We start from the raw sequence: 24,436 nt of genomic DNA on the forward strand, positions 1-24,436 counted from the left end.
AGTTAAGTTGGTGTTTAGGATGATAGGGTAAAAAAGTAATTAAAATTGTCATTGCGAGCGAACAAAGAGAGCGTGGCAATCTCAGAATTTTGACCTGAGATTGCTTCGTCAAAATTTTCAATTTTTCCTCGCAATGACATATTATAAAATATATGGAAAAAATCTCAGCATTTATTATTACCAAAAATGAAGTTGCAAGAATAGCACGAGCTATAAATAGCGTAAAAAATATTGTCGATGAAGTTATAGTAGTCGATAGCGAAAGCACAGATGATACGGTTAATATAGCTGAAAAATTAGGAGCAAAGGTAATAGTAAAGCCGTGGCTTGGCTATGTAGGGCAGAAATCTTTTGCCGAAAGCCTTTGCGTAAATGATTGGATTCTTAATATTGATGCCGATGAGGAGTTGTCTAAAGAGTTACAAGACGAAATAAAGTATATTTTTGCCTTTCATAATCAAAATCGTTATTTGGTTTATCAAATAAAGCTGTTAATAATGCATCGTAATGACCAAAAGCCACGAATGTTTGCTCCATTTAATAAATGTACTCGGTTGTATAATAAAAAATTTGCAAGTTTTGCAAATACCGTAAATAGTACTACTCATGATTCGGTGGTATTTAACAAAGATGTTGATTTTGCAGGTAAATTTTATCTATTAAACGAAGCTGCTTATCATTATTCCGGTACTTCAATTGAGCAGTTGGTAACTAAAGCAAATTTTTATTCTAGCGAGCAAGCAAAAGATTTAGTTAAGCAAGGAAAAAAGCTTTCAAATTTTCGTTTAACAACTGAAATGATATGGTGGTTTTTTAAGGCGTTTTTTATCAGACGCTATTTTGTATTCGGTTTTGACGGTTTTGTAGATTCAATAATTTTTGCTTTTGCAAGATTTCTAAGGCTTGCGAAGTTAAGAGAGTCATCGCTTAAATCAAAAAACGTCATTGCGAGCGACTATAGGCATTATTGCATGGATACCAAGTCGTTATTGCGAGGAGCGAAGCGGCGCGGCAATCCAGAAAATAATATAAAAAAATTCTGATTTACAGAATTTTTAACTGGATTGCTTCGCCTTGATTACTATGTAATTCTTCTTAGCTCAGACGGAAAACCGGTCCACGCAACAACGCCTCGCGGGAATGACAATTTAGAAAGTAAAAAATAAATTATGAAAGAAAATTTTAACGTTAATAAATTAAAAAACGGCTTGACAATTTTAACCTATAATATGCCTTATGTTAATTCGGTAGCAATAAATTTAATTGTTAAAGTCGGAAGCCGTTATGAAAATCCTGAAGAAGAGGGCATTTCTCATTTTCTTGAGCATATGGCTTTTAAAGGTACAACAACAAGAACGGCAAAACAAATAGCCGAAGAATTTGATGAAATAGGCGGTCATTTTAACGCTTATACAGGTCATGAAAAAACAATATATTATGCACGAGTATTATCCGAAAATTGTGATAAAGCACTTAATATACTTGGCGATATAATACAAAATTCTATCTTTGCTGAAGAAGAGATAGCAAAGGAATATCAGGTAATATTACAGGAAATAGCCCATAGTCAAGATAATCCGGATGATTTAATATATGAGAAGTTTTATAGCAGTGTTTATAAGGATCAGCCGCTCGGTAAACCGATTCTTGGAACAAGAAAAACATTATCTAGTTTTACTAAAGAGCATTTTTTGAGTTTTATAGATAAACATTATAACGCTGGAAATTTGTATTTATCGGTTGCCGGTAATGTTGATCACGATAAAATAGTAAGTAGTGCAGAGCGATTGTTTTCCTCTTTAAAGCAAGGAGAAAAAAGTAATTTTCTTCCTGCAAAATATATAGGAGGTAATAGCTTTATCAATAAGGATTTGGAGCAGACTACTTTAATCCTTGGTTTTGAAGGAACGCCTTATATTAACTTAGAAAGGCTTTACCGAACCCAGTTACTTGCTATAATATTCGGAGGTGGTATGTCTTCACGTTTATTTCAGCATATTCGTGAAAAATTAGGTCTTGCATATGCAGTGGGTAGTTATAATAGTACATATTCTGATAGTGGGGTATTTACTATTTATGCAAGTACCGCACATGATAAATTGGAGTTATTATACAAAGAGCTTAAAACCGAAATAACCAAGATGACTGAGAAAGTTAATGAAGAAGAGATGATTAGAGCTAAAACGCAACTACGAAGTAATTTGTTGATGGCACAAGAAAAAGTAGCTTATAAATCAGAAGAAATTGGTAAAAATTATGCAGCTTTCGGTAAATATATTTCTCCTGAAGAGATTATGGAAATTATTACGAATATAAAAGCCGATGACATTATTAATACGGCAAATAAAATATTTAGTGGTATTACTACATCGGCAATTATCGGTCCGAATGATCTTCAGGGATTTTAATGATATGTTTATGCGGATACCCGAGTCGTCATTGCGAGAAGAATTACGTAGTAATCAAGGTGAAGCAATCTCGTGCCAAAGTCCTGAGATTGCCACGCTCCTTTTAGTCGCTCGCAATGACGATAGCCTATGGCGAGGAAAATGAATTTTGAGAAAATAACAAATGAAAACACAACTTTACAAAGGTTCAAGTAAAATTCTATATTCCGCCGAAGAAGATTTTTTACTTATAATGGCCTTTTCCGATAATGTTACCTTAGAAAGCGGTGAAATTATTGAGGTCTCAGGCAAGGGGGTACTTAATAATAATATTTCTTCCTTTCTAATGGATAAACTGGAAATGAACGGCATTGAGAATCATTTTATTGAAAAAATAAATATGAGGGAGCAATTAATTCAATATGTTGAGGTTTTTCCGGTACAAGTAATAATATCATCGGTAGCGTGCGGTAGATTTGTAAAAGAATTCGGTATGGACGAAGGGTATGTATTTGATAAACCGATCATTGATTTTAAGGTCCGAAGTCGTGAATTTAAATATCCGATAGTTAATGAGTATCAAATATTAAATTTCGGCTGGTTAACTAGGGATGAAATTAAAGCGGTAAAAGAACAAGCTTTGCGTATATATGATTTTCTAAGCGGCTTATTTATCGGTGTCGGGATTCGGCTTGTTGAGTGTAAATTAGAATTTGGGCGTGTGTTTAACGGTGAAGAATCTATAATTATGTTAACTGATGAAATTAGTCCGGATAATTGTAGGTTATGGCATATTAACAGTAATGAAAAATTGGGATTTGAATTGCTTGAAAACGAGCCGAATAAAGCTTTTGAATCATATCAGCTAATAGCTGATCGTTTAAAAGAAAAATAAATATATTTTTAAAGCGATATATGCTATTTTGGACTTGAAAAATACTCCGATGTCATACCGGTTTTGTTGCATGGTGTTTCATCGTCATTGCGAGCGGTCATTGTTGTGCGGACACCAAATCGTCATTGCGAGGAGCCGTAGGCGACGTGGCAATCTCATGAAATAATAACAAATTCCTGAGATTGCTTCGTCAATTGCTACGCAATTTCCTCGCAATGACGGATAAACCAATCCACGCAACAATGACGATTTGGTATCCACACAAGGATAACATTTTTGATTTTTAATAATTTTTTACAGTAAAAAAGATGAAAATACGATTTATTATAATAAGTTTTATAGCTCTAATCTTAGTGGGATGGGGATATACTGCCTATAAATTTGAACATCAAAGTAAAGAGAATATTATCTCTATTCTTGATGAATACGGGGAATATATAACCTATGATTCAATAAAAGTTAATAAATATTGCTTTAGTGTTACTTTGAATAAAGTAATGTTAAAACCTATAGATTTTTATTTTGATGAAATAGTTATTAGGCATATACCGTTTTTAAATATTACAAAAATTGATTCTTACGGAAATGACGTAAAAATTACTACCGCTCAAGATGAAAAAAATATTTTTTACTCACCTGATCATCATACAACAATTTGGTTTAGAAAATCTTTATTTAATAGAGAGCCTGATTATTGGAAATTAAGCTTGAGTGACAATAAATCAACTCTTTATAGTTCTTTAGATGCAGAGAGATTAGCAGAAAGTGATATTAGCAATTCTGTAATTACTAATACTAAAACATCAGATAACCTTAATTTGTTAATTTTGGATGGAGAAAATACGGTTTCTTTTATTTCTGAAAATTACAGAAGAAATTTATATGATAAAATTTTTGAATTTTTGAGAGATAAAATAGCTAATGACTCTGATACTGCTTCCTTTGAGTATGGTTTGACAAAGTTAGATATATTGAATTTGCCTATTTCTTATAATTCCAAATTAAAACTAAAATATAGTGATGAGTTAGTAGCTCTTGGAAAATTATTAATTCAAAACTTTTCTCTAAATCAAAAGCAAGATGAAAATATGCATGCTGTTATTTTTATGCAGATGTTAGGAGAATTAGTAAAAGGTAAACCGTTTTTATTCTCTTGCGATATTGAAAGAAAAGGAAAAGTAGAAAGTAATTTATATAAATTAAATATAGAAAAAGATAAAATTTTTGATTTTGCTTTAAATATTAAATCTACTATAGAACCTTCTGAAACATACCAAAAAACGGCAGTTGAAGCTTTAGGAAGCTACTTTAGTAATGGTTTAAATAAAAAAGCCGAGTTAGATAAAATTTTTAAATTAACTAGCCCTATTACTCAAGAAGACGGGGAAAAAGTAATGGGTGTTTTTGCAAAAATAAATAATTCTGAATTTAATTTAAAAGGTGAGTTTGATCCTGAAGCAAAAAAATTATCCGGTAAAACTAATCTTGTAATGGATGATTTTAATTTTGCTATTGATATTGATATGCTTAATTTAGATAATCCTCTGAATCTAGAAAGTGTAATAAAATTATCGGATCCAAATGCGGTTATAAATAATTTTGTGAATTATACCGATAATGCCGTAATACCGGTGCTTAATAAAATAGAAGATTCTAAGGAATTTGCTTTAAATCTAGGAAAACAATCTTCAGTAATAAAGCAATACGGCTTTAGGGCAATAGAAGCTTTTAGTAAAAACTCTGAGTTAAAAGACGGTGAATCTTTAGTAGTTGATGTGAAAGGTAAAGATACCGGACTAACCTTTAATGATAAAACTATAGATCAGATTTTTGGTGATGCTAGAGTATTAGAATTTATGAATGCTATGGCTCAAATAGACCACGAAAGAAAGTAGTCTACAGTGTCATTCCTGCCTGGATACCAAATCGTCATTGCGAGCGAACTTTAGTTCGCGTGGCAATTCCAGCAAAATAATAAAAAATGCGGGTTTTTAGCATTTTTTACTGGATTGCTTCGTCAATTACTTCCGTAATTTCCTCGCAATGATGTTGAAAACTAATTATGAAATTTGAAGAAAAAACAAGTTAGAATAAAAAATGATAAATATATCTTTTCCCGACGGTAGTATAAGACAATTTGAAAAAAACATTACCGCCTATGAAGTAGCAAATGCAATTTCAATGTCACTTGTAAAACAAGCAATGGTTGCTGAAATAAACGGTGAGCTTAAAGACTTAAGTACCGTAATTGAAAATGATTGCAAGCTTCGTATTTTAACCGCAAAAGACCCTGAATGTCTTGAGATAATAAGGCACGATGCGGCACATTTAACTGCTGAAGCAGTAAAGGAACTATTCCCTGAAACTCAGGTAACGATTGGTCCTGCAATTGAAAACGGCTATTATTATGATTTTGCTCGTGATAAGCCTTTTACCACTGAAGATTTAGCCGTTATAGAAGCTAAAATGCAAGAACTTTCAAAGAAGAACGAGAAAGTAACAAGAGAGCTATGGGATAGGGATAAAGCCGTAGAGTTTTTTAAGTCGATAGGAGAGCATTATAAAGCCGAAATTATTGCTTCAATTCCGGCAGGTGAGCAAATTACTTTATACAGGCAGGGTAGTTTTATTGATTTATGCCGAGGTCCGCATGCTCCCTCTACAGGGTTTGTTAAACATTTTAAGTTGATGAAAGTTGCAGGAGCTTATTGGCGAGGTGATAGTCGTAATGAGATGTTGCAGCGTATATACGGTACGGCGTGGGCCACGAAAGAGCAGTTGGATAATTATTTATTCATGCTTGAAGAAGCCGAGAAACGTGACCATAGAAAGCTTGGGAAAGAGCTTGATTTATTCCATTTTCAGGAAGAAGCTCAAGGAATGGTATTTTGGCATAATAAAGGCTGGAGTATATATAATACTATCGAGCAGTATATTAGGAAAAAGATTCGTAAGAACGGTTATACTGAGGTTAAGACTCCTGTTTTGGTGGATAAAAGCCTTTGGGAGGCTTCAGGACACTGGGAAAAATTTCGTGATGATATGTTTGCGTTAGAAACAGATGACAAGACATTAGCTTTAAAGCCGATGAATTGCCCTTGCCATGTGCAGATTTTCAAACAAGGTATCAAGAGCTATCGTGATTTACCGCTTCGTATGTCGGAATTTGGTTTGTGTCACCGTAATGAAGCATCGGGGGCTTTACACGGTTTAATGAGAGTGCGGAGTTTAGTGCAAGACGATGCACATATATTTTGTGCGGAGGAACAAATTACCGATGAAACGGTTAGTTTTTGTAAATTACTGACGGAAGTTTATAAAGATTTTGGTTTTACCGATATAAAGGTAAAATTTTCTGATCGCCCTGAAATTCGTGCAGGTAGTGATGAAGTTTGGGATAAAGCTGAGAATGCTTTAAAAGAAGCAGTAGAAAAAGCAGGTTTTACCTATACGTTAAACCCAGGTGAGGGAGCATTTTACGGACCGAAGCTTGAGTTTGTATTAACCGATGCGATAGGGCGGCAATGGCAATGCGGAACACTTCAGATGGATTTTGTATTGCCGGAGCGACTCGATGCTAGCTATATTGCAGCAAGCGGTGAGAAAAAAAGACCGGTAATGCTCCATAGAGCAATCCTTGGTTCGCTTGAGCGTTTTATCGGTATATTGATTGAAGAATATGCCGGGCGTTTTCCTCTTTGGCTTGCTCCTATACAAGTCGCTATTGCAACAATCACAGGCGATTTAAACGATTACGCTTTAGAAGTGCAAAAAGCTTTAATTGATAATGGCGTAAGAACGGATATTAATATCTCACCTGATAAAATTAACTATAAGATTCGTGAATTTTCTAATCAAAAAATACCGATGATTGCCGTAATCGGTAAGCAGGAAAAAGAAAATAAACAAGTAACGATTAGAAGACTTGGAACTACCGAGCAGGAAGTCTTATCGATAGAGCAGCTGATAAAGTTAATTAAGGAAGAGAATGAGAAGTATTTGTAGATTTTAAATCTAAAATGTGATAGTATCATAATATCCCAGTTAGGAAAAATCCTAAGGAGCTTATGTGAGAACTATTATTAATATAGCTGATTCGCAAATTAAAATTCTAGATCAACTATCCAAGAAAAAAAAAGTATCAATAGATAAAATTATTAGGCAAGCTTTAGCTAGTTACATTGCTAATCATGATCATAATAATAAAGCATTTGAAAACGCTTTTGGACTTTGGAAAGATAAAAATCTAGATAGTTTAGAATATCAGACTAAATTATGTAATGAGTGGAACGAATGAAAGCTACCTTTGATACTAATATATTAATAGACTACCTCCTTGGAAACTTATCAGCTCGTAGAGAAATTAGTTTATATAATAATCCTCAAATTAGTATAATAACTAAAATGGAAATACTAGTTGGTACATCAAAAGAGAACTAAGAAATTATAGAAAGTTTTTTAAAAAATTTTCTTATAATTAATCTGAATGAAGAAATTGCTGAAATTGCAGTAGTTCTTCGTAAAGAAAATAAAATTAAACTACCTGATGCTATAATATGGGCTACTGCAAAGTTTACCAATAGCATATTAATTACAAGAAATACTAAAGATTTCCCTGTTAATGCTTTTGATATATAAAGTACCTTACAGTATATAGGTTAGATCTGGGCATTCCTTATATAACCTAAATTTGTCCAATATTTCTCAATTTATGAAAACAACATCTCATCTCGTCTCTTTTTTATGGTCAGTTATAAAGCCGTATAAATATTGCTATCTTATTATGATTATGGCACCGTTTGCGAGTGCTTTTTTAACTATGCCATAAAACTTTTGCTGGATTTATTTACTCAAAATGAAAAGATTACATTTGCACAAAGTTATAAACCGGTAATGGTTTTTATAGCTGCATAAGCAATACTTGATGTAGCTTGGCGTGTTCACAATTTTGCCCAGCTTAAAGCAATGCCTTATATTTTTCAAGATATGATGAATAAAATATGTAATCACTGTTTTAATTTGCCATACACTTATTTTCAAAATAACCTTTCCGGTTCTATAGTCGGAAGAGTACGGGGCATAGGTGATAATTATCATAAAATGCATCAAGCAATTGAGTATAAATTAAGCCAAACTCTACTTATTACATTATTTTCCGGTGTTACTCTTGCCTATATTAATATTAAAATATTTATTATTATTGTTGGTTTTATTGCTGTTTATTTACCTCTTGCATTACGGTTTTTTATCAAACTTGCAAGAATGGAGCAGGATAAGCAAGATTCTTGGTATAATTTATTTGGTATCGTAGCTGATTGTATAACAAATATCTTTACTATTTTTTCATTTGCGGCAAAACAGAGAGAATTAAATAAAATAGAAGATTATTATTATAATGTGCATAATATTTTAACAACTAGATATTATAAATATGATCTCATTATCTCTATAATATTGAACTTAGTATATTGGGTATATTTGATAGGAGTATTTGTATATGTAATTTACTTGCGTAATTTTGGTGAAATTAGTATCGGTGATATCACTTTTATTATGTCACTAACTTTTTTATTTGCTGAAAATTCTTGGCATGCTACTATGAGAGTTAAAGACTTTTTAGAAGATGTAGCAGCATTTCGCTCCGCCTTTACAATCATGCAAACCCTGCAAGATATTATAGATAAAGAGGATGCGGTCGAATTAAAAATATCTAAAGGCGAGATTATATTTAAAGATATATCCTTTGCATACAAAGAGGGTAGTAGTGTATTTCAGTCTCTTAACTTGCATATTAAAAGCCGGTGAGAAAGTAGGTATTGTAGGACATTCAGGTAGCGGTAAATCTACTTTGATTGCGTTATTATTAAAGAACTTTAAAGCCGAAATCGGCGATATTATAATCGATAACCAAAGCCTTTACGATACTTCCTCTGACAGTCTACGGGAGCAGATATCATTAATTCCTCAAGATATTATGCTTTTTCATCGCTCCATCGGTGAGAATATCGGTTATACCAAACAGAATGCTTTGCCTCATGAAATAGAAAATGCCGCCAAAGCTGCAAATATCCATGAATTTATCGAAAGTTTACCGGAAAAATATAACACCATTGTCGGTGAGAGAGGAGTAAAGCTAAGCGGCGGACAGAGGCAACGTATAGCAATTGCTCGTGCTATTCTTAAAAACGCTCCGATTTTGGTTTTAGATGAAGCAACTTCAAGCCTTGATAGTCATACCGAGCAAGAGGTACAAAAATCTATTAATACCATGCTTGATATTGAAAATGTAACTATAATTGCTATAGCTCATAGATTATCTACTATCAAGCATATGGATAGGATTATTGTTATGGATAAAGGCAAAATCGTAGAAGACGGAACTTATTAGTAAGAAAAAGGGTAAATTTAAAGAACTTTGGGAGCATCAAGTTAACGGCTTTGTCTAGACTCGTTTATCTGTTATTAGAGTACCATATGATTTTGACTTTATGTCATTCTCGCGTAGGCGAGAATCCAGTAAAACCATATAAAAACAAGTTTTTATATGGTTATTTTATCAATATGTAACTTCTATAGCAATATTGAAGCTATTTTTCTGGATTCCCGCTTTTGCGGGAATGACATAAAAAATCGTAGGGTACTATAATCTACTCTTTATTTTACTTATTTATTGGACTTTATTCCTAAAAAAGCTTACTATTTAGGAATGTATTCCTGATAAGTAATGAAAAAATATTTAACAGATATATAAAATTAATCTTAGATAAAAAGCAAACTGCTTTTTTATGGGGAGCAAGAAAAACAGGAAAATCTACTTATTTAAAAGAATTATATCCGAATTCTATATATTATGATTTATTAAAAACCGACTTACAGATTAGATATTTAAAACAGCCGTCAAATTTTCGAGAAGAAATATTAGGGCTTGAGAAAGATAAGCTTACTTTACCGATTATAGTAGATGAAATACAAAAAGTACCTTCATTACTTGATGAAATACACTGGCTTATAGAAAATACAGACAGCTATTTTATGCGGTTCAAGTACGAGAAAATTGCGGGTCGCAGGAACAAATTTATTGGGTGGTAGAGCAATAAAATATAATTTTTATCCTTTAGTATATCCCGAAATAAAAGAAGATTTTAATTTACTCAAGATATTTAATAATGGTTTAATTCCGCTACATTTTATTAGTAATAACCCTCGTAAACTCTTAAAAGCCTATGTAGAAGATTACTTAACAAATGAAATACGTGCGGAAGGGTTAGTGCGTAATATAGCAGCTTTCGGTAGGTTTATAGATAGCATCGCTTTTTCTCACAGCGAATTGTTAAATTATTCTAATATAGCCCGTGATTGCGGAATAGACGCAAAAACAGTTAAGGAATATTATCAGATACTTGTTGATACGTTAGTAGGATATTTGGTTTATCCTTATACCAAGAAAGTTAGTAGAGAAGTTATATATTCTATTCCGAAATTTTATCTTTTTGATGTCGGAGTTGCAAATAATATCATGCAATACCAATTTAATGAAGTCAGAGGAGCTGAAACAGGCAAAGCTTTAGAACATTATATATTTACAGAACTTACGGCTTATTTAGGTTTAAATGATCTCGATTACGCAATAAATTACTGGCGTACCAAAACAGGTTTAGAAGTTGATTTTATAGTTAGTACTATTAGAGGTAAAGCGGCGCCGATCGAAGTAAAAATATCGTCAAATGTACATAATAACGAACTTCGAGGAATTAAATCTTTTATAGAAGAACATCAAATAAGTAAAGGTTATATTGTTTGTTTAGAACCAAAGCTTAGAAAAGTAATTTGGGGAACTCAAGAAATAGATATAATACCGCTGCAACAATTTTTAGAAAAATTATGGAATCATGAAATTTTAGAGTAACTTTTATAGACGAAGTTTAATTTGGAAAAGAGCAAGGCATTTTATATTTTTTGACCGCAGCGTACATACTAGTACGTGAGGATCAAAAAATATAAAACAACGATGCCAATTTTTCAAATTAAACGAGTATTACACCCCTAAGGCTTTTTTATCTTTAGATTGTTCTTGTTCAACTGCTTGAGTATGAGATTTGACTTGAGGGATTGCAAGATCGACTACATGTTCATATCTAACGCCGTTTTCAAATAAAACTTGACCGCATTTATTCACTTGAATAACATCTTCTTTAGAGAACTTATTTAAAATAACTTCCGTAATGTCGTAAAGGAATTTCCAAGATAATTCTATTCTTTCTTGTAATGTCAGCTTTTTATTTTCCGGTTTTTGACTATTAAGGGCAACATTTGGCGAATCATCAATATTACCTCCTTCAGTAGGTAATATATTTTTTTTACGTGCTGCTATTTTCTTATACATTAAAAATATTAATAATAATGCTAAGCAACCTATGGCAATTAAAATATGAGTATTAGAATTAGACACTATTTTGCTCTTCCTTGTTGTTGAGTTAAGTTTTGTGTTTTAGAAAGCATCGTAACCACTGCTTTACCTATATTAACTAAGTTAGCTATATCAGGAGCTAGCTTTGCAACTGCTAAGACAGGAGGCGGTAATAAGTTAGTTTTTATTGTTAGACTTATAACATTTCCGAGTTCTTTACTTCCTGGTATTACTCCTACTATTTTTTTTATGTCACTTGCAAGTTCCATAGCTTTTTCTGCGGCTTTACATAAGGATTCTATCTTTTCGCCAAAAGAAGCTTCCGGATTTAATACTTTTAATAATTCTGTTTTAGCTTCATTTAGATTATCCGAAATAGTATTCTTTACAGAGTTTAATTTGTCAATATTTATATCTTGTGGAATTGCATTTTCAATATTACTTTTTAGTTCTGCTATTTTTTCTTCTACTTCATCTTTATTTTTTGGTATAGCTTTAGTAGCTTTTGCAGCATTCTCTAGTGAAGCTTGGTTATTAGGGTTTTTATTTGCTATTTCAATAATTTTTTGAGGCGGTTCTTTTGATATTTCTGAAATTGCGGCAACTTTCTTGGCTTTTTCATAGATGTTTTCAAGCTTCTCATTAGATTTAGCCTCTTCTCTTATTTCTTTTATATCATTATGCAATTTTGTTATTTTTGGCAATAGTTTTTCAGAGTCAATAAGATTATTTACTTTTTCAAGTATTCCGCTTGTTTGTATAAATATTCCAAGCATCGGTATTTGAGTGGATATAACCCCGACTAATATATTTTCTAATGATTCTATAATTTTTTTAGAAGCTCCAGGATAGAGTTTATCTAATTCTTGCTGAAATTTTAAAACTTGTTCTAAAACGTTTAAACATTTTTCTACAATAATCCCGTCAAATAAAAAGATATCTTTTGTTTTTAACTGTTCTTGATATGCTTTCTCAAGTGCTTCAGATAAAGTAGCTAGAGATTCTTGGATTGTCCTATTAAAAAGTTTTTCTATTTTCTCTACATCAATATTTTCAGTGTGAGATAATTCATTTAAAGAATTTTGTAAAATATAAAATAAATGATCTTCTAAATCTTTTACATTCATTTTCAAAGATTTTGTAAAACCGTTTAATTTTATTAAAAGTCTTTGTAGTTCTTCTTGTTGTTCTTTATTTAATCCACTAAAACTAGAAAAATCAATTATAGACATAAAATTTATTATTTTGTTACCAAATATTAATTAATCTTAAAGCTTTATAACCGTAAAATAAAATGTAAAATAGTTATCATTGCCCTTGAGATTAATTTTTGTTATATTACGTGCTAACATTGCTACAATAGATTTATATTGTTTATTGGGATATAGGTATATTCTTGAAAGATTAAACTAATCTAACTAACATATTATCAATTATTCAAAAAATTTATGCGTAAATTAACTACATTTATTATCACATTATTACTAACTGGTTCGGTTGTCGCTGTTGATTTGCAGGAAGCTTTAACTGAAGGATATAAGAATAATGAGGAGCTGAAAGCTGCTAGAATTAAGTTTTTGAATGCGATTGAGCAGTTCCCTCAAGCTTTCTCAGGATTTATGCCTAGTGCCGGATTGCAGATTAATAGACAAAATAGTAAGACTAAATATAATAAAAAATATACTGATAGGCTTGGTCTTACTCCAAGAGAGACAGATAGCAATCAAGGTGCATTAACAATTGAGCAATCATTATTTAGCGGTGGTTCTAGTGTTGCGGCTCTTAAAGCTGCTCAATCAGGGTTTAGAGCGTCACGAGGCGAATATTATGCCGGCGAACAAAAAATATTATTAAATTTAATAACTGCTTATCTTGATTGTTTTGAGAGCAAAGAGAAATATGATATTTCTGAAAGTAGGGTTCGTACTAACATACAACAAGTTAACACTGTTGAAGAGAAATTAAGACTAGGGGAAGCAACGGCAATAGATATAGCAACTGCAAGAGCAGGGCTTGCAGCGGCAGAAACGAATAAACTAGCTGCCTATGCCGATTTTCAAGGAAAAAAAGCAAATTTTATTAGAGTATTCGGTATAGAGCCTAAAGATATAACTATGCCTAATTTACCTGATAGATTACCTGCTTCATTGGATGAGTTAACAAGAAAAGCCGTTAAATTAAACCCTGATATTGATTCGGCAAGACATAATGTAACTTCGGCGAAAGCTTTGGAAATGGTGCAGAAAGGAAAATTATTGCCGCAAGTAAGCGTAAAGTTGCAATCAGGTAGAACTAACTATAATCCACAAGATCCAGCTGTTCAAAATATAAACAGTAAAAGCTATACTACTATTCTTTCGGTAAATATCCCTATTTATCCAAATGGAGGGGCTCAATATTCAGAAATTAGAAAAGCTAAAAACCAAACAAGAAATAGTGCAGTTCAGCTTGATAGTGCGATAAAGCAGACACAAGCGGGTGTTGTAAGCGTGTGGGAAGGATTTGAAGCAGCAAAATCTCGTATTGTTGCAGCTGATCAAGGTGTGGAGGCTGCACAAATATCATATGATGGTACGGTGCAAGAGGAAATAGTCGGCTCCAAAACTATACTCGATGTTTTAGATGCTGAGCAAAAATTGTATGAAGCAAAAATAACTCGTGTGGATGCGTATAAGAATTCAGTACTTGCAGCATATCAAATGAAATTGTTAACCGGCGAGCTAACGGCTCAAAGTTTAAAACTTAAAGTAAAATATTTTAGTCCTGAAGAAGAGTTTAAGACTATTAAAAAGAAAATGTTTATAGGTTTCTAACGTGAGTAAGGAAAATAAAAAGAACCAAGATATGTCTGTAGAAGACATATTAAAATCGATTAAAGGAGTAATTAACGAGCGTAAAAATCCTATTTATGAAAATGATAGTGAAGATGAAGATATATTAGAGCTAACGGAAATAGTAAATCAAGATGAGGAAGAAAAGTTAATATCAACTAAATCTGCTGAAGCGGTAGGTGATATTTTTAAAAATTTTACCGATACTATTAAAGATAAAAAGCTGGATAATAATATCTCATCTAAAAATGCACTTGAAGAATTAGTCGTCCAGATGTTAAAACCGGAACTTAAAGCTTGGCTTGATAAAAATCTACCTGTACTTGTTAAAGAGTTAGTAGAAATTGAAATAAAGAAATTGGTGCAGAATAGTAAGAGGTAGGTAGATGTCATTCCCGCGTAGGTGGGAATCCAGTACTTTAAAGCTTTTTAAAAGCTCGATTTATCTCGCTTTATCCTAGATTCCCGCCTACGCGGGAAGGTATTGTTGCGTGGATATCTAATCGTCATTGCGAGGAGCGAAGCGACGCGGCAATCCAGAAAAAATAATAAAAAAATTCTGTAAATCAGAATTTTTTACTGGATTGCTTCGTCGAATTACTACGTAATTCTTCTCGCAATGACGGAAAAGCAGGTCCACGCAACAATGCCACGCGGGAATGACATCTGTTTGTAATTATTTAATAAGGAATTATATGTTAAATAAATTATGTAAGATATTATTTTTTATCAATCTGTTATTGGTTGCAGTGCAAAGTTATGCTTCCCCTCCGCCCTTACCGCCATCATTACCGGCTGCCGAAGTAGATACTAAAGACAAGGATGTTAGCTCTAATTCCGATATTTCTTTTTTTGATAAATTTAAGCAATTTTTTAGTAAATCAAAAAAGAAAAATATCCCCCCTAAACAGCCAAATGAACAAACTAAAGCAGCTCCTCAAGAAGAGCCAAAGCTAGCTTCACAAGAGCATACTGAAGCTGATGCGTCTGAACCTTTTATAGATACCGGTAATACGGCGTTGCCTAGTGCCACCGCAAGTAATGAACATGAAAATAGTGTAAATTTAGCTTCTCATGACATTCAGGAATCTAATGAAATCGAAGCATCTAAACCGTTTATAGATGTCGGTAGTACAGATGTCGGTAGTACAGCATTGCCTAGTGCTGCAAGTAATGATGTTCATACAAATACCGAACATGAAAATAGTACAAATTTAGCTTCTCATTATAACACACCGGATATACAAGTTACACAACAAGAACCTAATGAATCGGAAACATCTGAACCTTTTATAGATATTGGTAGTGCAAAGTTACCTAGTGCTACAAGTAATGAAATACATGAGGAAGAAGTTGCTTCTAATGAGCATAAAGATACAAATTTAGCTTCTAATATTATAACTTCTAATGTACCGAGACCGATAGTATCTATGCCTCCGGCTCAAGCAGGAAGTTATGTAGTGCCTCCGCAGCGACCGGTGCAAATATATAAACCAACCAATTTGCCGCCTGTGCATAAGCCTATTCCGCTTAATCCCCCTCCTGATGCTAATAAAGAGGAAGAAAGCGTAGCACCGATAGCACCGCAATCTATATCTAATATGCCTGCTGTTTCTCCGCCTGTGGTCAGCCCGCCGGTAACCCAAGATACTACTACCCCTAGTACTATGCCGACAACGGTACCTCCTGCAGAAACTCCGGCAGTACCTAGTAATGTACCTGCACCTCCGGTAATGCCTACAAATCAACCTTCTACACAGCCTATACTACCTCCTAGCCCAAATACACCCGTTACTACTCCGTCTAAAGTAGTTCCTACAACTGATTCTTCGGCGGAAATAAATAACTCGCAAGAGACATTTGTTGCTGTTTCAGATGTCCCAAAAAAACAAGATTGGAATACTCCGCTTATACCAGTTGTTGTAGTGAAGCCGAATCAACCTCAATCTCAGCCTTTAGAGAAGCAAATTAATAATGATCAAACTACAAATAATCAAGAGAAATCACCTCCGGTAAGCTCTCCAAATGTCACGATTCAAAAACAAGATAATAAGGTGAATAATGAAACCTCGGAATCGACAACAAAATTCGTTAAAGATGAAACACAAATGTTGCTTTTGCCTGATGATGATATAGTTCTTGGTAAATTAACAGAGCAAGCAACTTTAGAGCAGATGGATATGTATGCATATATAGAACTGTTCCAAAAGAAAGAAGAATGGATAGCAAGTGCTGAAAGAAGAAAAGTTGTAGAGAGTTTTATTAAATATGATAATGATATAAATAAAAAGAAAGATATTTATGCCAATCTATCTTATTGTAAGGCAGTAGATAATGCTTTTAGAGCAGTTGATAGAAATAATCTTTTTGGGTTGCGTGCGTTACTTGACGTTTATCCAATATTGCAAGAAAAAAGTAAAAGCGGTGAAACATTACTAACTGCTGCTATTTATAACGATAATTACTATTTAGCAAAATTTTTGGTCATACGAGGTATTAAAATCTCTACTCTAAATGATGAATGTCAATATCCGTTAGATATTGCATTAGCTCAAGGAAACGCTAACATAGCTTGCATGTTAATCAAAGCTAAGGGGTATAACTAATTATGTCATTCCCGTGTGGTATTGGCGTTGTTGTATGGCTCGATTTTTCCGTCATTGCGAGGAAATTATGAAATAATTGACGAAGCAATCCAGTAAAAAATTCTGATTTACAGAATTTTTTTATTATTTTTGCTGGATTGCCGCACTCCCTACGGTCGTTCGCAATGACGACTTAGGTATCCGTGCAGGCAATACCTGCTCGCAATGACGTAGAATTTTCAAAACAATTTCTTTAAAGCTTAATTGCTTTTCTATGTTAAATAGTTTATTTAGGAAAGAAAATAATTAATTAAATCTCTAATATATGAGCGATTTATTCAGCTTTAACAAAGAAAAGAAAAATAAGCTAGTCGATAATAACTATAGTGCAAAAGATATTGAAGTATTAGAAGGGCTTGAGCCTGTTCGTAAAAGACCGGGGATGTATATCGGGGGTACTGATTCAAATGCTATGCATCATTTAGTATCTGAGGTGCTGGATAATGCTATGGATGAAGCAGTCGCCGGCTTTGCAAGCATCATCACGATAAAAATGCATCAGGATCATAGTATTACTATATTTGATAACGGTCGCGGTATTCCTATTGATAATCATCCTAAATTTCCTGACAAATCAGCTTTAGAAGTAATTTTAACTACTCTTCATTCAGGAGGTAAATTCTCAAATAATGTTTATCATACTGCAGGCGGATTGCATGGTGTTGGAATATCGGTAGTAAATGCTTTATCTAAACATTTAGAAATAAAGGTTTATAAACAAGGTAAATTATATAGCCAAAGTTATTCTAAAGGAGAAAAATTAACTGATTTAATATGTGAAGAAGCATCTAAAAGGCTAAGAGGTACATCAATAAATTTCACTCCAGATCCGGAAATTTTTAGTGAAAAATTACATTTTAACCCTAAAAAGATTTATGAGCTTGCAAGGTCAAAAGCTTATTTATATCGCGGTGTTACTATAGAATGGGAATGCGAAGTAGAAGTACCGTCAGATATACCTAAAAAGGCATTAATAAATTTCCCGAACGGTTTAAAAGATTATTTAAGTTCAAAAATAACTTTAGATAATTTAATTATTCCGGAAATTTTTTCAGGTAATATAGAGTCTACGCCGGACGAGATAAAACTTGAATGGGCGATTTGTTGGCAAAATAATGATAACTCGGCATTTATTCAATCATATTGTAATACTGTTCCGACTCCTCAAGGAGGAACGCATGAGCAAGGTCTTAAGTCGGCTATTTTACGTGGGCTTAAAGCATACGGTGAAATGATAGGGAATAAAAAAGCTGCTAATCTAACTATTGAGGATATTTTAGAAACCGCAAGTGTCGTACTTTCTATTTTTATAGCTGAGCCGTCTTTTCAAGGACAAACTAAAGAAAAATTAGTATCAAACGGCGTAAGTAAACCTGTCGAGAATATAATAAAAGATCATTTTGATCATTTTCTTAGTAGCGATAAAGCTTTAGCTACTAATTTACTTGAGCATGTAATTGCTATTGCTGAGTTTAGAATAAGTAAGAAAAACGAAAAAAATATTTCCCGTAAAAATGCCACTCAAAAATTACGTTTACCCGGTAAACTTGCCGATTGTACACGAACTTCACCTGAAGGGACGGAATTATTTATTGTAGAGGGTGATTCGGCAGGAGGCTCTGCAAAACAAGCACGTAATAGAGAAACGCAAGCAGTATTACCGCTATGGGGTAAAGTTCTAAATGTTGCGAGTTCTACGCTTGAGAAAATCGTTAATAATCAAGCAATACAAGATTTAGAAATAGCTCTTGCCTGCGGTAGTTTAAAGAATTATAAAAAAGAAAATTTGCGTTACGAAAAAATAATTATTATGACTGATGCAGATGTTGACGGTGCTCATATAGCTTCGTTATTAATGACTTTCTTTTTTTTACGAATGCCGAAATTGGTAGAAGAGGGGCATTTATATCTAGCTAAGCCTCCGCTTTATCGTTTAACGCAGTCTAATAAAACTTATTATGCAGGTGATGAAGAGGAAAAAGCTAAGTTAACGGATAAATTATCGAAAGCTAGTAAAGCTAAAATTGAAGTAGGTAGGTTTAAAGGTCTCGGTGAAATGATGCCTGCACAATTAAAGGAAACTACTATGCATCCGGAAAAAAGATCGCTTTTAAAGGTAACTTTAGAAGATTTCCAAAATGTCGATAAAATAGTAGATGATTTAATGGGTAAAAAGCCGGAAAAAAGATTTCAATTTATTTATGAACAGGCTTTAGTTAAAATGGATAAAATTATTAACGAGTTGGATATTTAAGACAAGGTGTCATTGCGAGGCATTGTCAACGTTGCCCGCATGACTCGGTTTTTCCGTCATTGCGAGGAAAAACTGTAAGTTTTGACGAAGCAATCCAGTAAAAAATTCTGATTTACAGAATTTTTTATTATTTTTCTGGATTGCCGCGTCGCTTCGCTCCTCGCAATGACGGTCTGGGTATCCACGCAGTCTACGACTGCTCGCAATGACGTTTTAAAAACTTAAAACACACACATATTCGGAGTATTATGTTATTACGTTTAATTATAACACTATTTTTTATTATAAATTCTATTTGTGCATTTGCAGAAGAAGAAAAAGAAACTGAAAATAAAATATCAAATCAGGAAGCTTATAAGCAATTTCAAGACGTATTTGAACGTATTGAAAAGGATTACGTACAGGTACCCGATAGGCAAAAAATGATAGATGAGGCAATTAACGGTATGTTAAACTCGCTTGATCCTCATTCAAGCTATTATACCGATGAGGATTTAGAAGATATTTTTACTTTTACAAAAGGTGAATTCGGCGGAATCGGTGTTGAAATAATGTATGATAGCGGAGCAATTAAGATAATATCGCCTATTGACGATTTGCCGGCTTTCAAAGCAGGGCTTAAAGGCGGGGATTATATAGTAGGCGTGAATGACGAGTTAGTCTCTACGCTTGGACCTAATAAAGCTATAAAAGAGATGCGTGGTACGCCTGGTACTAAGGTTAAATTGTTGATAATTAAGGAAGAAGAGGCAAAACCGCAAGAGCTAGAGCTTACTCGCGAAATAGTAAAAATCAAGCCGATAAAAGCACATTTAGAAAAAAATAATATTGCATATATACGTATAACTACTTTTAATGAGTCAACAATTTCTGAGCTGAAATCAGCAGTAAAGAAGTTAAAAACTGAAAGTAAAGATGACCTAAAAGGTATAATTCTAGATTTACGTAATAATGCCGGAGGTATACTAGATCAAGCTATTGCCGTTAGTGATTATTTTATTGATTCCGGTGTAATTGTAACAACAAAAGGTAGAACTACATCAAGTAATAGCGAAACTAAAGCAAATGAGTTTTCTTTAAAAGCTCCTAAAGTACCTATGATAGTTTTAATAAACGGTAATTCTGCCTCTGCCTCGGAAATAGTTGCCGGAGCTTTGCAAGATCATAAAAGAGCAATAATACTTGGCACTAAGTCTTTTGGTAAAGGATCAGTTCAGGCTTTAACGCAAATCAATTCTAGGGCTGCCGTAAAACTCACTATATCTAAATATTACACCCCAAGCGGTCGTTCTATTCAGGCAGAAGGAATAGAGCCTGATATTTTAATTGAGCCCGCAAAAGTCGAATATCCTGAGGTGAAAAAAATAGATAAGCGTTTTTCAGAAAGTTCTTTAAAAAATTACTTAAAGAATGATAATGAAAAAAATAAAGATAATTCATCTAAAAACAAAGATAGCAAAAAAGAAACAAAAGCCAAAAATAATAAACAAGAAGAGAATGAATTATCGGAATTATACAAAAAAGATTATCAATTTGCTCGTGCTTATGATGTAATTACAGGGTTGATTATTAATAAGAAGCTGGAAACGAAAGAGAAAGTTAAACAAGAAGATAAGTAGAGAGGATAATGTCATTCTAGGTTTTGCTGCATGGATGCCGAGTCGTCATTGCGAGGAGCCGTAGGCGACGCGGCAATCCAGAAAAATAATAAAAAAAATTCTGTAAATCAGAATTTTTTACTGGATTGCTTCGTCAATTACTTCGTAATTTCCTCGCAATGACGACTTTCAGTATCCATGCAACAATGCCTTTAGTTGCGTAGCTTATGACGATTTGGTATGCAAGCAAGCTTTCCACAGGAATGACATCCGTTGAGCTAAAAATAACTACTAGGTCTCGTAATGAACCATAATAAGTATATAGTAAGATTGTCATTTATTATATTATTTCTTAATATTGTCATAAATATGATGTTTTATCGTTATTTTATGATAAAAGAAATGATAGTAAAACAAGTGGCTTTGGAACATACTAAAATTGTAGAACTTTACACTGATAATATTTGGAATACTCATCAGAACGTAATCAGTAAATTACATAAATTCGATTATTTAAAATTATTACAAGATCAAGATTTTATTAATTTTGCAAAGATTACCGCTCAATGGTTCACCAATCTTAATATTAATATTTCTCTCTACGATCTCAAAGGTAATAAATTCATCACTAGTAATATGTTACATATGTATAGTGTAGACAATTATAAAGATGATAGTTTGGTTGAGATATTTACTGCAAAAATCGATAAATTTTTTTTAAAATCCTTTACTTCAAAAGCTCCGCTTCGAGATGCTTTTGAGGGTATTACAAGTCATATATTATTACCAAGGGTAGTAATAGAAAATGAAAGTGATTTAACAGTGGAAGAAGCTTCTTTTGTTACTAGCTATATCCCTGTTATAGATAATAATTTAGATTTTCCCGTAGATGCAGTATTTGAGATTAATACTAATATTACCAGCCAGTGGCAAAATATAACCTCTCTTGAGCAAAAGGTTTTTATAACTTTTATCATTATTTTTATAATATTCTGCACTATAATTATTAGTAATACTAACTATGCTAGACAAATTATTGAGAAGCAGCTTGAAACAAATAGAAATTTAAAAGCTCAAATAGTAAAAGTAGAAAAAACCAGCTCTTCAAATACAAAGTTTTTTGCCAATATTAGTCATGAATTGCGTACACCGCTTAATGCTATAATAGGCTTTTCGGAAATTCTTATGTCGGAAAGAGATGCAGAAAAAAGTAAAAATTATATTAAAGATATAAATGATGCCGGTAAACATTTGCTTAGTATGATTAATGATATTTTAGATCTTTCTAAAGCTTCTGCCGATAAATTAAAAGTAGATAGTATAGATCTTGATTTAAATAAATTAATTAGTTCTTCGCTGATACTTGTTAAGCCTCGTGCCGATCAAGCCGAAGTGGCTTTAATTAGTAGATTACCGAGAGAGCATGTGGTTATAAAGGCTGATCCAAAGAGGCTAAAACAAGTATTCTTAAATCTTTTATCAAATGCCGTGAAATTTACAAATTCCGGAGGAAGTGTTACTATTGCACTTGAAAAAGATGAGTTAGCAAAATTAGTATATATAAAAGTTATAGATACCGGTATCGGTATTGAGGAAAAAGATATCCCAAAAACTTTATCGGCGTTCGGTCAAATTGATAGTGAGCTTAGTCGAAAATATGAAGGTACCGGTCTTGGGCTGCCGCTCACTAAAAAGCTGGTTGAACTTATGAACGGTAAATTTGATTTGCAAAGTAAGATAAATGAAGGTACCACCATAACAATAACTTTTACATATGATGGTAGTATTGAGATATAAGCATTGCCTAAAAAGAATTGTTTGAGATAGAATGCCTATATGTCATTCCCGCGTAGGCGGGAATGACAATAAGGTCTTTATTAAGTGTTGTATAAAACAAAAGTGCCTTTTTAGGTAATTCCGAAATATAAAAAATTGTGTGGAATATTAAAAAATTTTCGGTATTATAAAAAAATTATAAATTTTAAAAAAATATATGAAGCTTATTATCTTATTATTTACTTTTTTATTTTCTATGTTTTCTTTTGGAGAAAGCGAAACTATTAAAGGAAAGCCTTTAAAATATGCAGCAAATAATGATTTTGAAAATAGACTAGATGAACAGGAACAAGAAATCAGAAGGCTAATCGGTAAAGTTGAGGTTTTACAGCATAAAATTGATATGCTAACGCAGAACTCAAATATTCCAAATCAAGAAGAAAATACTGAAGTTTTAGAAGCCGGTGATTCAAAAAAACAAGATGTTTTTGATATAGCTTTGCTTAAAGATATGCCGGATAATGCTCCTAAAAAAGCTATTGCGGTTAATAAGGATATAGCTCCTGATAAGCAAGCTTACGATTTGGCTCTTGCTGCTTATAAAGATAATAAACTTACTGAAGCAAAAGATAAGTTTAAAAATTTTATCCAAAAATATCCTAACAGTTCGCTAATTAGTAATGCTTATTTCTGGTATGGGGAATGCTTTTTTAAACAAAAAGACTATAACGGAGCCGCGGTTAACTATTTAAAAGGCTATAAAGAGTCGCCGAAAGGGGCAAAATCTTCCGATGGATTATTGAAGTTAGCACTTTCCTTAGGCGAACTAAAAAAAACTCAGGAAGCATGTAATATGCTTGCTAAGCTTGATAAGGAATTTCCAACTAATAGAACTGCCGCATCCAAGAAAATGGCAGAAGATGCTAAGATTAAATTTGGCTGTAAAAATAAATAAAAATAATAAAATATGACTGATATTTTGGATGAAGTACTGAGTGATCAAAATGAAGAAAAAAGGTTAATTTTTTTCAAAAAGCTTTTACCTATAATAATAATCATTTCTATAATAGCTATTACTATAATGGTTGTTATTAATAATAATAAAGATAAAAGAGTTAAAAATAACAAAAAAAACGGAGATATTCTTGTTAAGACTGTTGGTTTGGAAACAACAAAAGATAATGAAGAATTAGCTTTTAATACTTTAGAGAATTTAGTTACTACTAGTAATACTAAAATAAAAGAAATAGCTGCATTAGAACAAGTAGCCATAAAGATTTCGGAAAAAAAATATTCAGAAGCGAAAGACCTGCTTAATAAAATTATTGAAAATAAAGAATATTCCGAAATTTCTACTTCTTATGCACGTATTTCATGGTGTGGTCTTGTTATTGATGATCAAAATCTAGATATTCAAGATAAAGAAAAATTGACAAAATATTTAAACTATTTTGATGACGAGAAAAAACCTTTTTGGGCTACAGCAACTATCATAAAAGCTATGTGGGATATTAAGAATAATATGAAACCGCAAGCAGAAAAAAATCTAAAAAATTTATTAATTTCAAATAATGTATCTGATCTAATAAAAGATCAGGCTAAAGCATTGCTTGTAAATTTAAATAAATAATAATTTGTACTTA

The 24,436-nt window shown here is 32.6% G+C and carries 25 protein-coding genes and 1 pseudogene; 21 read left to right on the forward strand and 5 right to left on the reverse strand.

From position 1 onward, the window contains the following. The first annotated feature begins 152 nt into the window (after positions 1-152). The 4 genes from BN1174_RS05420 (at position 153) to BN1174_RS05430 (ending at position 3,282) form a co-directional block, all read left to right on the forward strand. Positions 153-1,043 carry a glycosyltransferase family 2 protein gene (locus BN1174_RS05420; RefSeq protein ID WP_040257145.1) on the forward strand — a complete coding sequence of 297 codons (891 nt, stop codon included), beginning with the start codon at positions 153-155 and terminating at the stop codon, positions 1,041-1,043. A gap of 126 nt (positions 1,044-1,169) precedes the next feature. Then, positions 1,170-2,408 (forward strand): M16 family metallopeptidase, encoded by a 1,239-nt coding sequence (locus BN1174_RS05425; RefSeq protein ID WP_040257147.1) that lies wholly within the window; start codon positions 1,170-1,172, stop codon positions 2,406-2,408. Between the two features lie 10 nt (positions 2,409-2,418). Beyond that, positions 2,419-2,553, forward strand: a complete 135-nt coding sequence (locus BN1174_RS12330) for a hypothetical protein (RefSeq protein ID WP_266263370.1) — start codon at positions 2,419-2,421, stop codon at positions 2,551-2,553. 18 nt (positions 2,554-2,571) lie between these two features. Further along, a complete protein-coding gene (locus tag BN1174_RS05430; RefSeq protein WP_040257149.1) occupies positions 2,572-3,282 on the forward strand; it encodes a phosphoribosylaminoimidazolesuccinocarboxamide synthase in 711 nt (236 codons plus the stop codon). A gap of 84 nt (positions 3,283-3,366) precedes the next feature. On the opposite strand, the gene BN1174_RS08975 is transcribed toward BN1174_RS05430, so the two are convergent. Continuing rightward, positions 3,367-3,498: an RND transporter gene (locus BN1174_RS08975; RefSeq protein ID WP_082022368.1), complete on the reverse strand. Its 132-nt coding sequence runs from the start codon at positions 3,496-3,498 to the stop codon at positions 3,367-3,369. A 92-nt stretch (positions 3,499-3,590) separates the two neighbouring features. On the opposite strand from BN1174_RS08975, the gene BN1174_RS05435 reads away from it, so the two are divergent. The 9 genes from BN1174_RS05435 to BN1174_RS05460 all read left to right on the forward strand — a co-directional run bounded on the left by BN1174_RS05435 (position 3,591) and on the right by BN1174_RS05460 (position 11,188). After that, on the forward strand, positions 3,591-5,177 hold the full coding sequence (locus BN1174_RS05435) for a hypothetical protein (RefSeq protein WP_040257151.1): 1,587 nt from the start codon (positions 3,591-3,593) through the stop codon (positions 5,175-5,177). 202 nt (positions 5,178-5,379) lie between these two features. After that, complete coding sequence (thrS, locus tag BN1174_RS05440) at positions 5,380-7,287, forward strand: threonine--tRNA ligase (RefSeq protein WP_040257153.1); 1,908 nt, start codon at positions 5,380-5,382, stop codon at positions 7,285-7,287. A 64-nt stretch (positions 7,288-7,351) separates the two neighbouring features. Next, on the forward strand, positions 7,352-7,579 hold the full coding sequence (locus BN1174_RS05445; RefSeq protein ID WP_040257155.1) for a ribbon-helix-helix domain-containing protein: 228 nt from the start codon (positions 7,352-7,354) through the stop codon (positions 7,577-7,579). Then, positions 7,576-7,722: a PIN domain-containing protein gene (locus BN1174_RS10895; RefSeq protein ID WP_197062049.1), complete on the forward strand. Its 147-nt coding sequence runs from the start codon at positions 7,576-7,578 to the stop codon at positions 7,720-7,722. Before BN1174_RS05445 ends, BN1174_RS10895 begins: the two co-directional genes overlap by 4 nt. 6 nt (positions 7,723-7,728) lie before the next feature. Further along, positions 7,729-7,920 carry a PIN domain-containing protein gene (locus BN1174_RS13125; protein ID WP_408005893.1) on the forward strand — a complete coding sequence of 64 codons (192 nt, stop codon included), beginning with the start codon at positions 7,729-7,731 and terminating at the stop codon, positions 7,918-7,920. A gap of 327 nt (positions 7,921-8,247) precedes the next feature. After that, positions 8,248-9,087, forward strand: a complete 840-nt coding sequence (locus BN1174_RS10905) for an ABC transporter transmembrane domain-containing protein (protein WP_082022304.1) — start codon at positions 8,248-8,250, stop codon at positions 9,085-9,087. Further along, positions 9,047-9,670 (forward strand): ABC transporter ATP-binding protein, encoded by a 624-nt coding sequence (locus tag BN1174_RS10910; protein ID WP_231555809.1) that lies wholly within the window; start codon positions 9,047-9,049, stop codon positions 9,668-9,670. The genes BN1174_RS10905 and BN1174_RS10910 overlap by 41 nt, the downstream gene beginning before the upstream one ends. Positions 9,671-10,038: 368 nt before the next feature. Beyond that, positions 10,039-10,371 (forward strand): AAA family ATPase, encoded by a 333-nt coding sequence (locus tag BN1174_RS11805; protein ID WP_231555891.1) that lies wholly within the window; start codon positions 10,039-10,041, stop codon positions 10,369-10,371. Continuing rightward, the gene (locus tag BN1174_RS05460) at positions 10,361-11,188 is read left to right on the forward strand and encodes an ATP-binding protein (protein ID WP_231555810.1); all 828 of its coding nucleotides are present in this window, start codon (positions 10,361-10,363) and stop codon (positions 11,186-11,188) included. The genes BN1174_RS11805 and BN1174_RS05460 overlap by 11 nt, the downstream gene beginning before the upstream one ends. Before the next feature lie 129 nt (positions 11,189-11,317). On the opposite strand, the gene BN1174_RS05465 is transcribed toward BN1174_RS05460, so the two are convergent. Beyond that, positions 11,318-11,731, reverse strand: a complete 414-nt coding sequence (locus BN1174_RS05465; protein WP_040257157.1) for a DUF2660 domain-containing protein — start codon at positions 11,729-11,731, stop codon at positions 11,318-11,320. Beyond that, a complete protein-coding gene (locus tag BN1174_RS10915) occupies positions 11,731-12,921 on the reverse strand; it encodes a hypothetical protein (protein ID WP_040257158.1) in 1,191 nt (396 codons plus the stop codon). The genes BN1174_RS05465 and BN1174_RS10915 overlap by 1 nt, the downstream gene beginning before the upstream one ends. Positions 12,922-13,137: 216 nt before the next feature. On the opposite strand from BN1174_RS10915, the gene BN1174_RS05475 reads away from it, so the two are divergent. Both BN1174_RS05475 and BN1174_RS05480 read left to right on the forward strand, forming a co-directional pair. Next, entirely contained in the window at positions 13,138-14,502 is a 1,365-nt protein-coding gene (locus tag BN1174_RS05475) for a TolC family outer membrane protein (RefSeq protein ID WP_040257159.1), read from the forward strand. Between the two features lies 1 nt (position 14,503). Beyond that, positions 14,504-14,902: a DUF2497 domain-containing protein gene (locus tag BN1174_RS05480; protein ID WP_040257160.1), complete on the forward strand. Its 399-nt coding sequence runs from the start codon at positions 14,504-14,506 to the stop codon at positions 14,900-14,902. A gap of 117 nt (positions 14,903-15,019) precedes the next feature. On the opposite strand, the gene BN1174_RS10070 is transcribed toward BN1174_RS05480, so the two are convergent. Then, positions 15,020-15,160 carry a hypothetical protein gene (locus tag BN1174_RS10070; protein WP_156138451.1) on the reverse strand — a complete coding sequence of 47 codons (141 nt, stop codon included), beginning with the start codon at positions 15,158-15,160 and terminating at the stop codon, positions 15,020-15,022. 55 nt (positions 15,161-15,215) lie between these two features. Between BN1174_RS10070 and BN1174_RS05485 the strand changes: the two genes are divergently transcribed. Continuing rightward, a complete protein-coding gene (locus BN1174_RS05485) occupies positions 15,216-17,126 on the forward strand; it encodes an ankyrin repeat domain-containing protein (protein ID WP_040257161.1) in 1,911 nt (636 codons plus the stop codon). A 61-nt stretch (positions 17,127-17,187) separates the two neighbouring features. On the opposite strand, the pseudogene BN1174_RS13130 reads toward BN1174_RS05485, so the two are convergent. After that, a pseudogene (locus BN1174_RS13130) lies at positions 17,188-17,292 on the reverse strand (zinc ABC transporter substrate-binding protein); the annotation flags it as partial. Between the two features lie 138 nt (positions 17,293-17,430). Between BN1174_RS13130 and parE the strand changes: the two are divergent. The 5 genes from parE to BN1174_RS05510 all read left to right on the forward strand — a co-directional run bounded on the left by parE (position 17,431) and on the right by BN1174_RS05510 (position 24,423). After that, positions 17,431-19,419 carry a DNA topoisomerase IV subunit B gene (parE, locus tag BN1174_RS05490; RefSeq protein WP_040257162.1) on the forward strand — a complete coding sequence of 663 codons (1,989 nt, stop codon included), beginning with the start codon at positions 17,431-17,433 and terminating at the stop codon, positions 19,417-19,419. 248 nt (positions 19,420-19,667) lie between these two features. Then, positions 19,668-21,038: a S41 family peptidase gene (locus tag BN1174_RS05495; RefSeq protein ID WP_040257164.1), complete on the forward strand. Its 1,371-nt coding sequence runs from the start codon at positions 19,668-19,670 to the stop codon at positions 21,036-21,038. 282 nt (positions 21,039-21,320) lie between these two features. Beyond that, on the forward strand, positions 21,321-22,814 hold the full coding sequence (locus tag BN1174_RS05500) for a sensor histidine kinase (protein WP_040257166.1): 1,494 nt from the start codon (positions 21,321-21,323) through the stop codon (positions 22,812-22,814). Positions 22,815-23,010: 196 nt separating this feature from the next. Next, positions 23,011-23,748 carry a tol-pal system protein YbgF gene (ybgF, locus tag BN1174_RS05505; RefSeq protein WP_040257168.1) on the forward strand — a complete coding sequence of 246 codons (738 nt, stop codon included), beginning with the start codon at positions 23,011-23,013 and terminating at the stop codon, positions 23,746-23,748. Between the two features lie 12 nt (positions 23,749-23,760). Continuing rightward, a complete protein-coding gene (locus tag BN1174_RS05510; RefSeq protein ID WP_040257169.1) occupies positions 23,761-24,423 on the forward strand; it encodes a DUF2659 family protein in 663 nt (220 codons plus the stop codon). Positions 24,424-24,436: the final 13 nt, after the last annotated feature.

It is taken from the genome of Rickettsia hoogstraalii (genome assembly GCF_000825685.1).
Classification (GTDB): domain Bacteria; phylum Pseudomonadota; class Alphaproteobacteria; order Rickettsiales; family Rickettsiaceae; genus Rickettsia; species Rickettsia hoogstraalii.

Bases quoted from the DNA above. Each gene is read 5' to 3' on its own strand.
- BN1174_RS05485 (WP_040257161.1), top strand. From the start codon at position 15,216: ATGTTAAATAAATTATGTAAGATATTATTTTTTATCAATCTGTTATTG.
- BN1174_RS10895 (WP_197062049.1), top strand. From the start codon at position 7,576: ATGAAAGCTACCTTTGATACTAATATATTAATAGACTACCTCCTTGGA.
- ybgF (WP_040257168.1), top strand. From the start codon at position 23,011: ATGAAGCTTATTATCTTATTATTTACTTTTTTATTTTCTATGTTTTCT.
- BN1174_RS05430 (WP_040257149.1), top strand. From the start codon at position 2,572: ATGAAAACACAACTTTACAAAGGTTCAAGTAAAATTCTATATTCCGCC.
- BN1174_RS10905 (WP_082022304.1), top strand. From the start codon at position 8,248: ATGCCTTATATTTTTCAAGATATGATGAATAAAATATGTAATCACTGT.
- BN1174_RS05475 (WP_040257159.1), top strand. From the start codon at position 13,138: ATGCGTAAATTAACTACATTTATTATCACATTATTACTAACTGGTTCG.
- BN1174_RS05420 (WP_040257145.1), top strand. From the start codon at position 153: ATGGAAAAAATCTCAGCATTTATTATTACCAAAAATGAAGTTGCAAGA.
- BN1174_RS05510 (WP_040257169.1), top strand. From the start codon at position 23,761: ATGACTGATATTTTGGATGAAGTACTGAGTGATCAAAATGAAGAAAAA.
- BN1174_RS05435 (WP_040257151.1), top strand. From the start codon at position 3,591: ATGAAAATACGATTTATTATAATAAGTTTTATAGCTCTAATCTTAGTG.
- BN1174_RS05500 (WP_040257166.1), top strand. From the start codon at position 21,321: ATGAACCATAATAAGTATATAGTAAGATTGTCATTTATTATATTATTT.
- parE (WP_040257162.1), top strand. From the start codon at position 17,431: ATGAGCGATTTATTCAGCTTTAACAAAGAAAAGAAAAATAAGCTAGTC.
- thrS (WP_040257153.1), top strand. From the start codon at position 5,380: ATGATAAATATATCTTTTCCCGACGGTAGTATAAGACAATTTGAAAAA.
- BN1174_RS05425 (WP_040257147.1), top strand. From the start codon at position 1,170: ATGAAAGAAAATTTTAACGTTAATAAATTAAAAAACGGCTTGACAATT.
- BN1174_RS12330 (WP_266263370.1), top strand. From the start codon at position 2,419: ATGCGGATACCCGAGTCGTCATTGCGAGAAGAATTACGTAGTAATCAA.
- BN1174_RS10915 (WP_040257158.1), bottom strand. From the start codon at position 12,921: ATGTCTATAATTGATTTTTCTAGTTTTAGTGGATTAAATAAAGAACAA.
- BN1174_RS05495 (WP_040257164.1), top strand. From the start codon at position 19,668: ATGTTATTACGTTTAATTATAACACTATTTTTTATTATAAATTCTATT.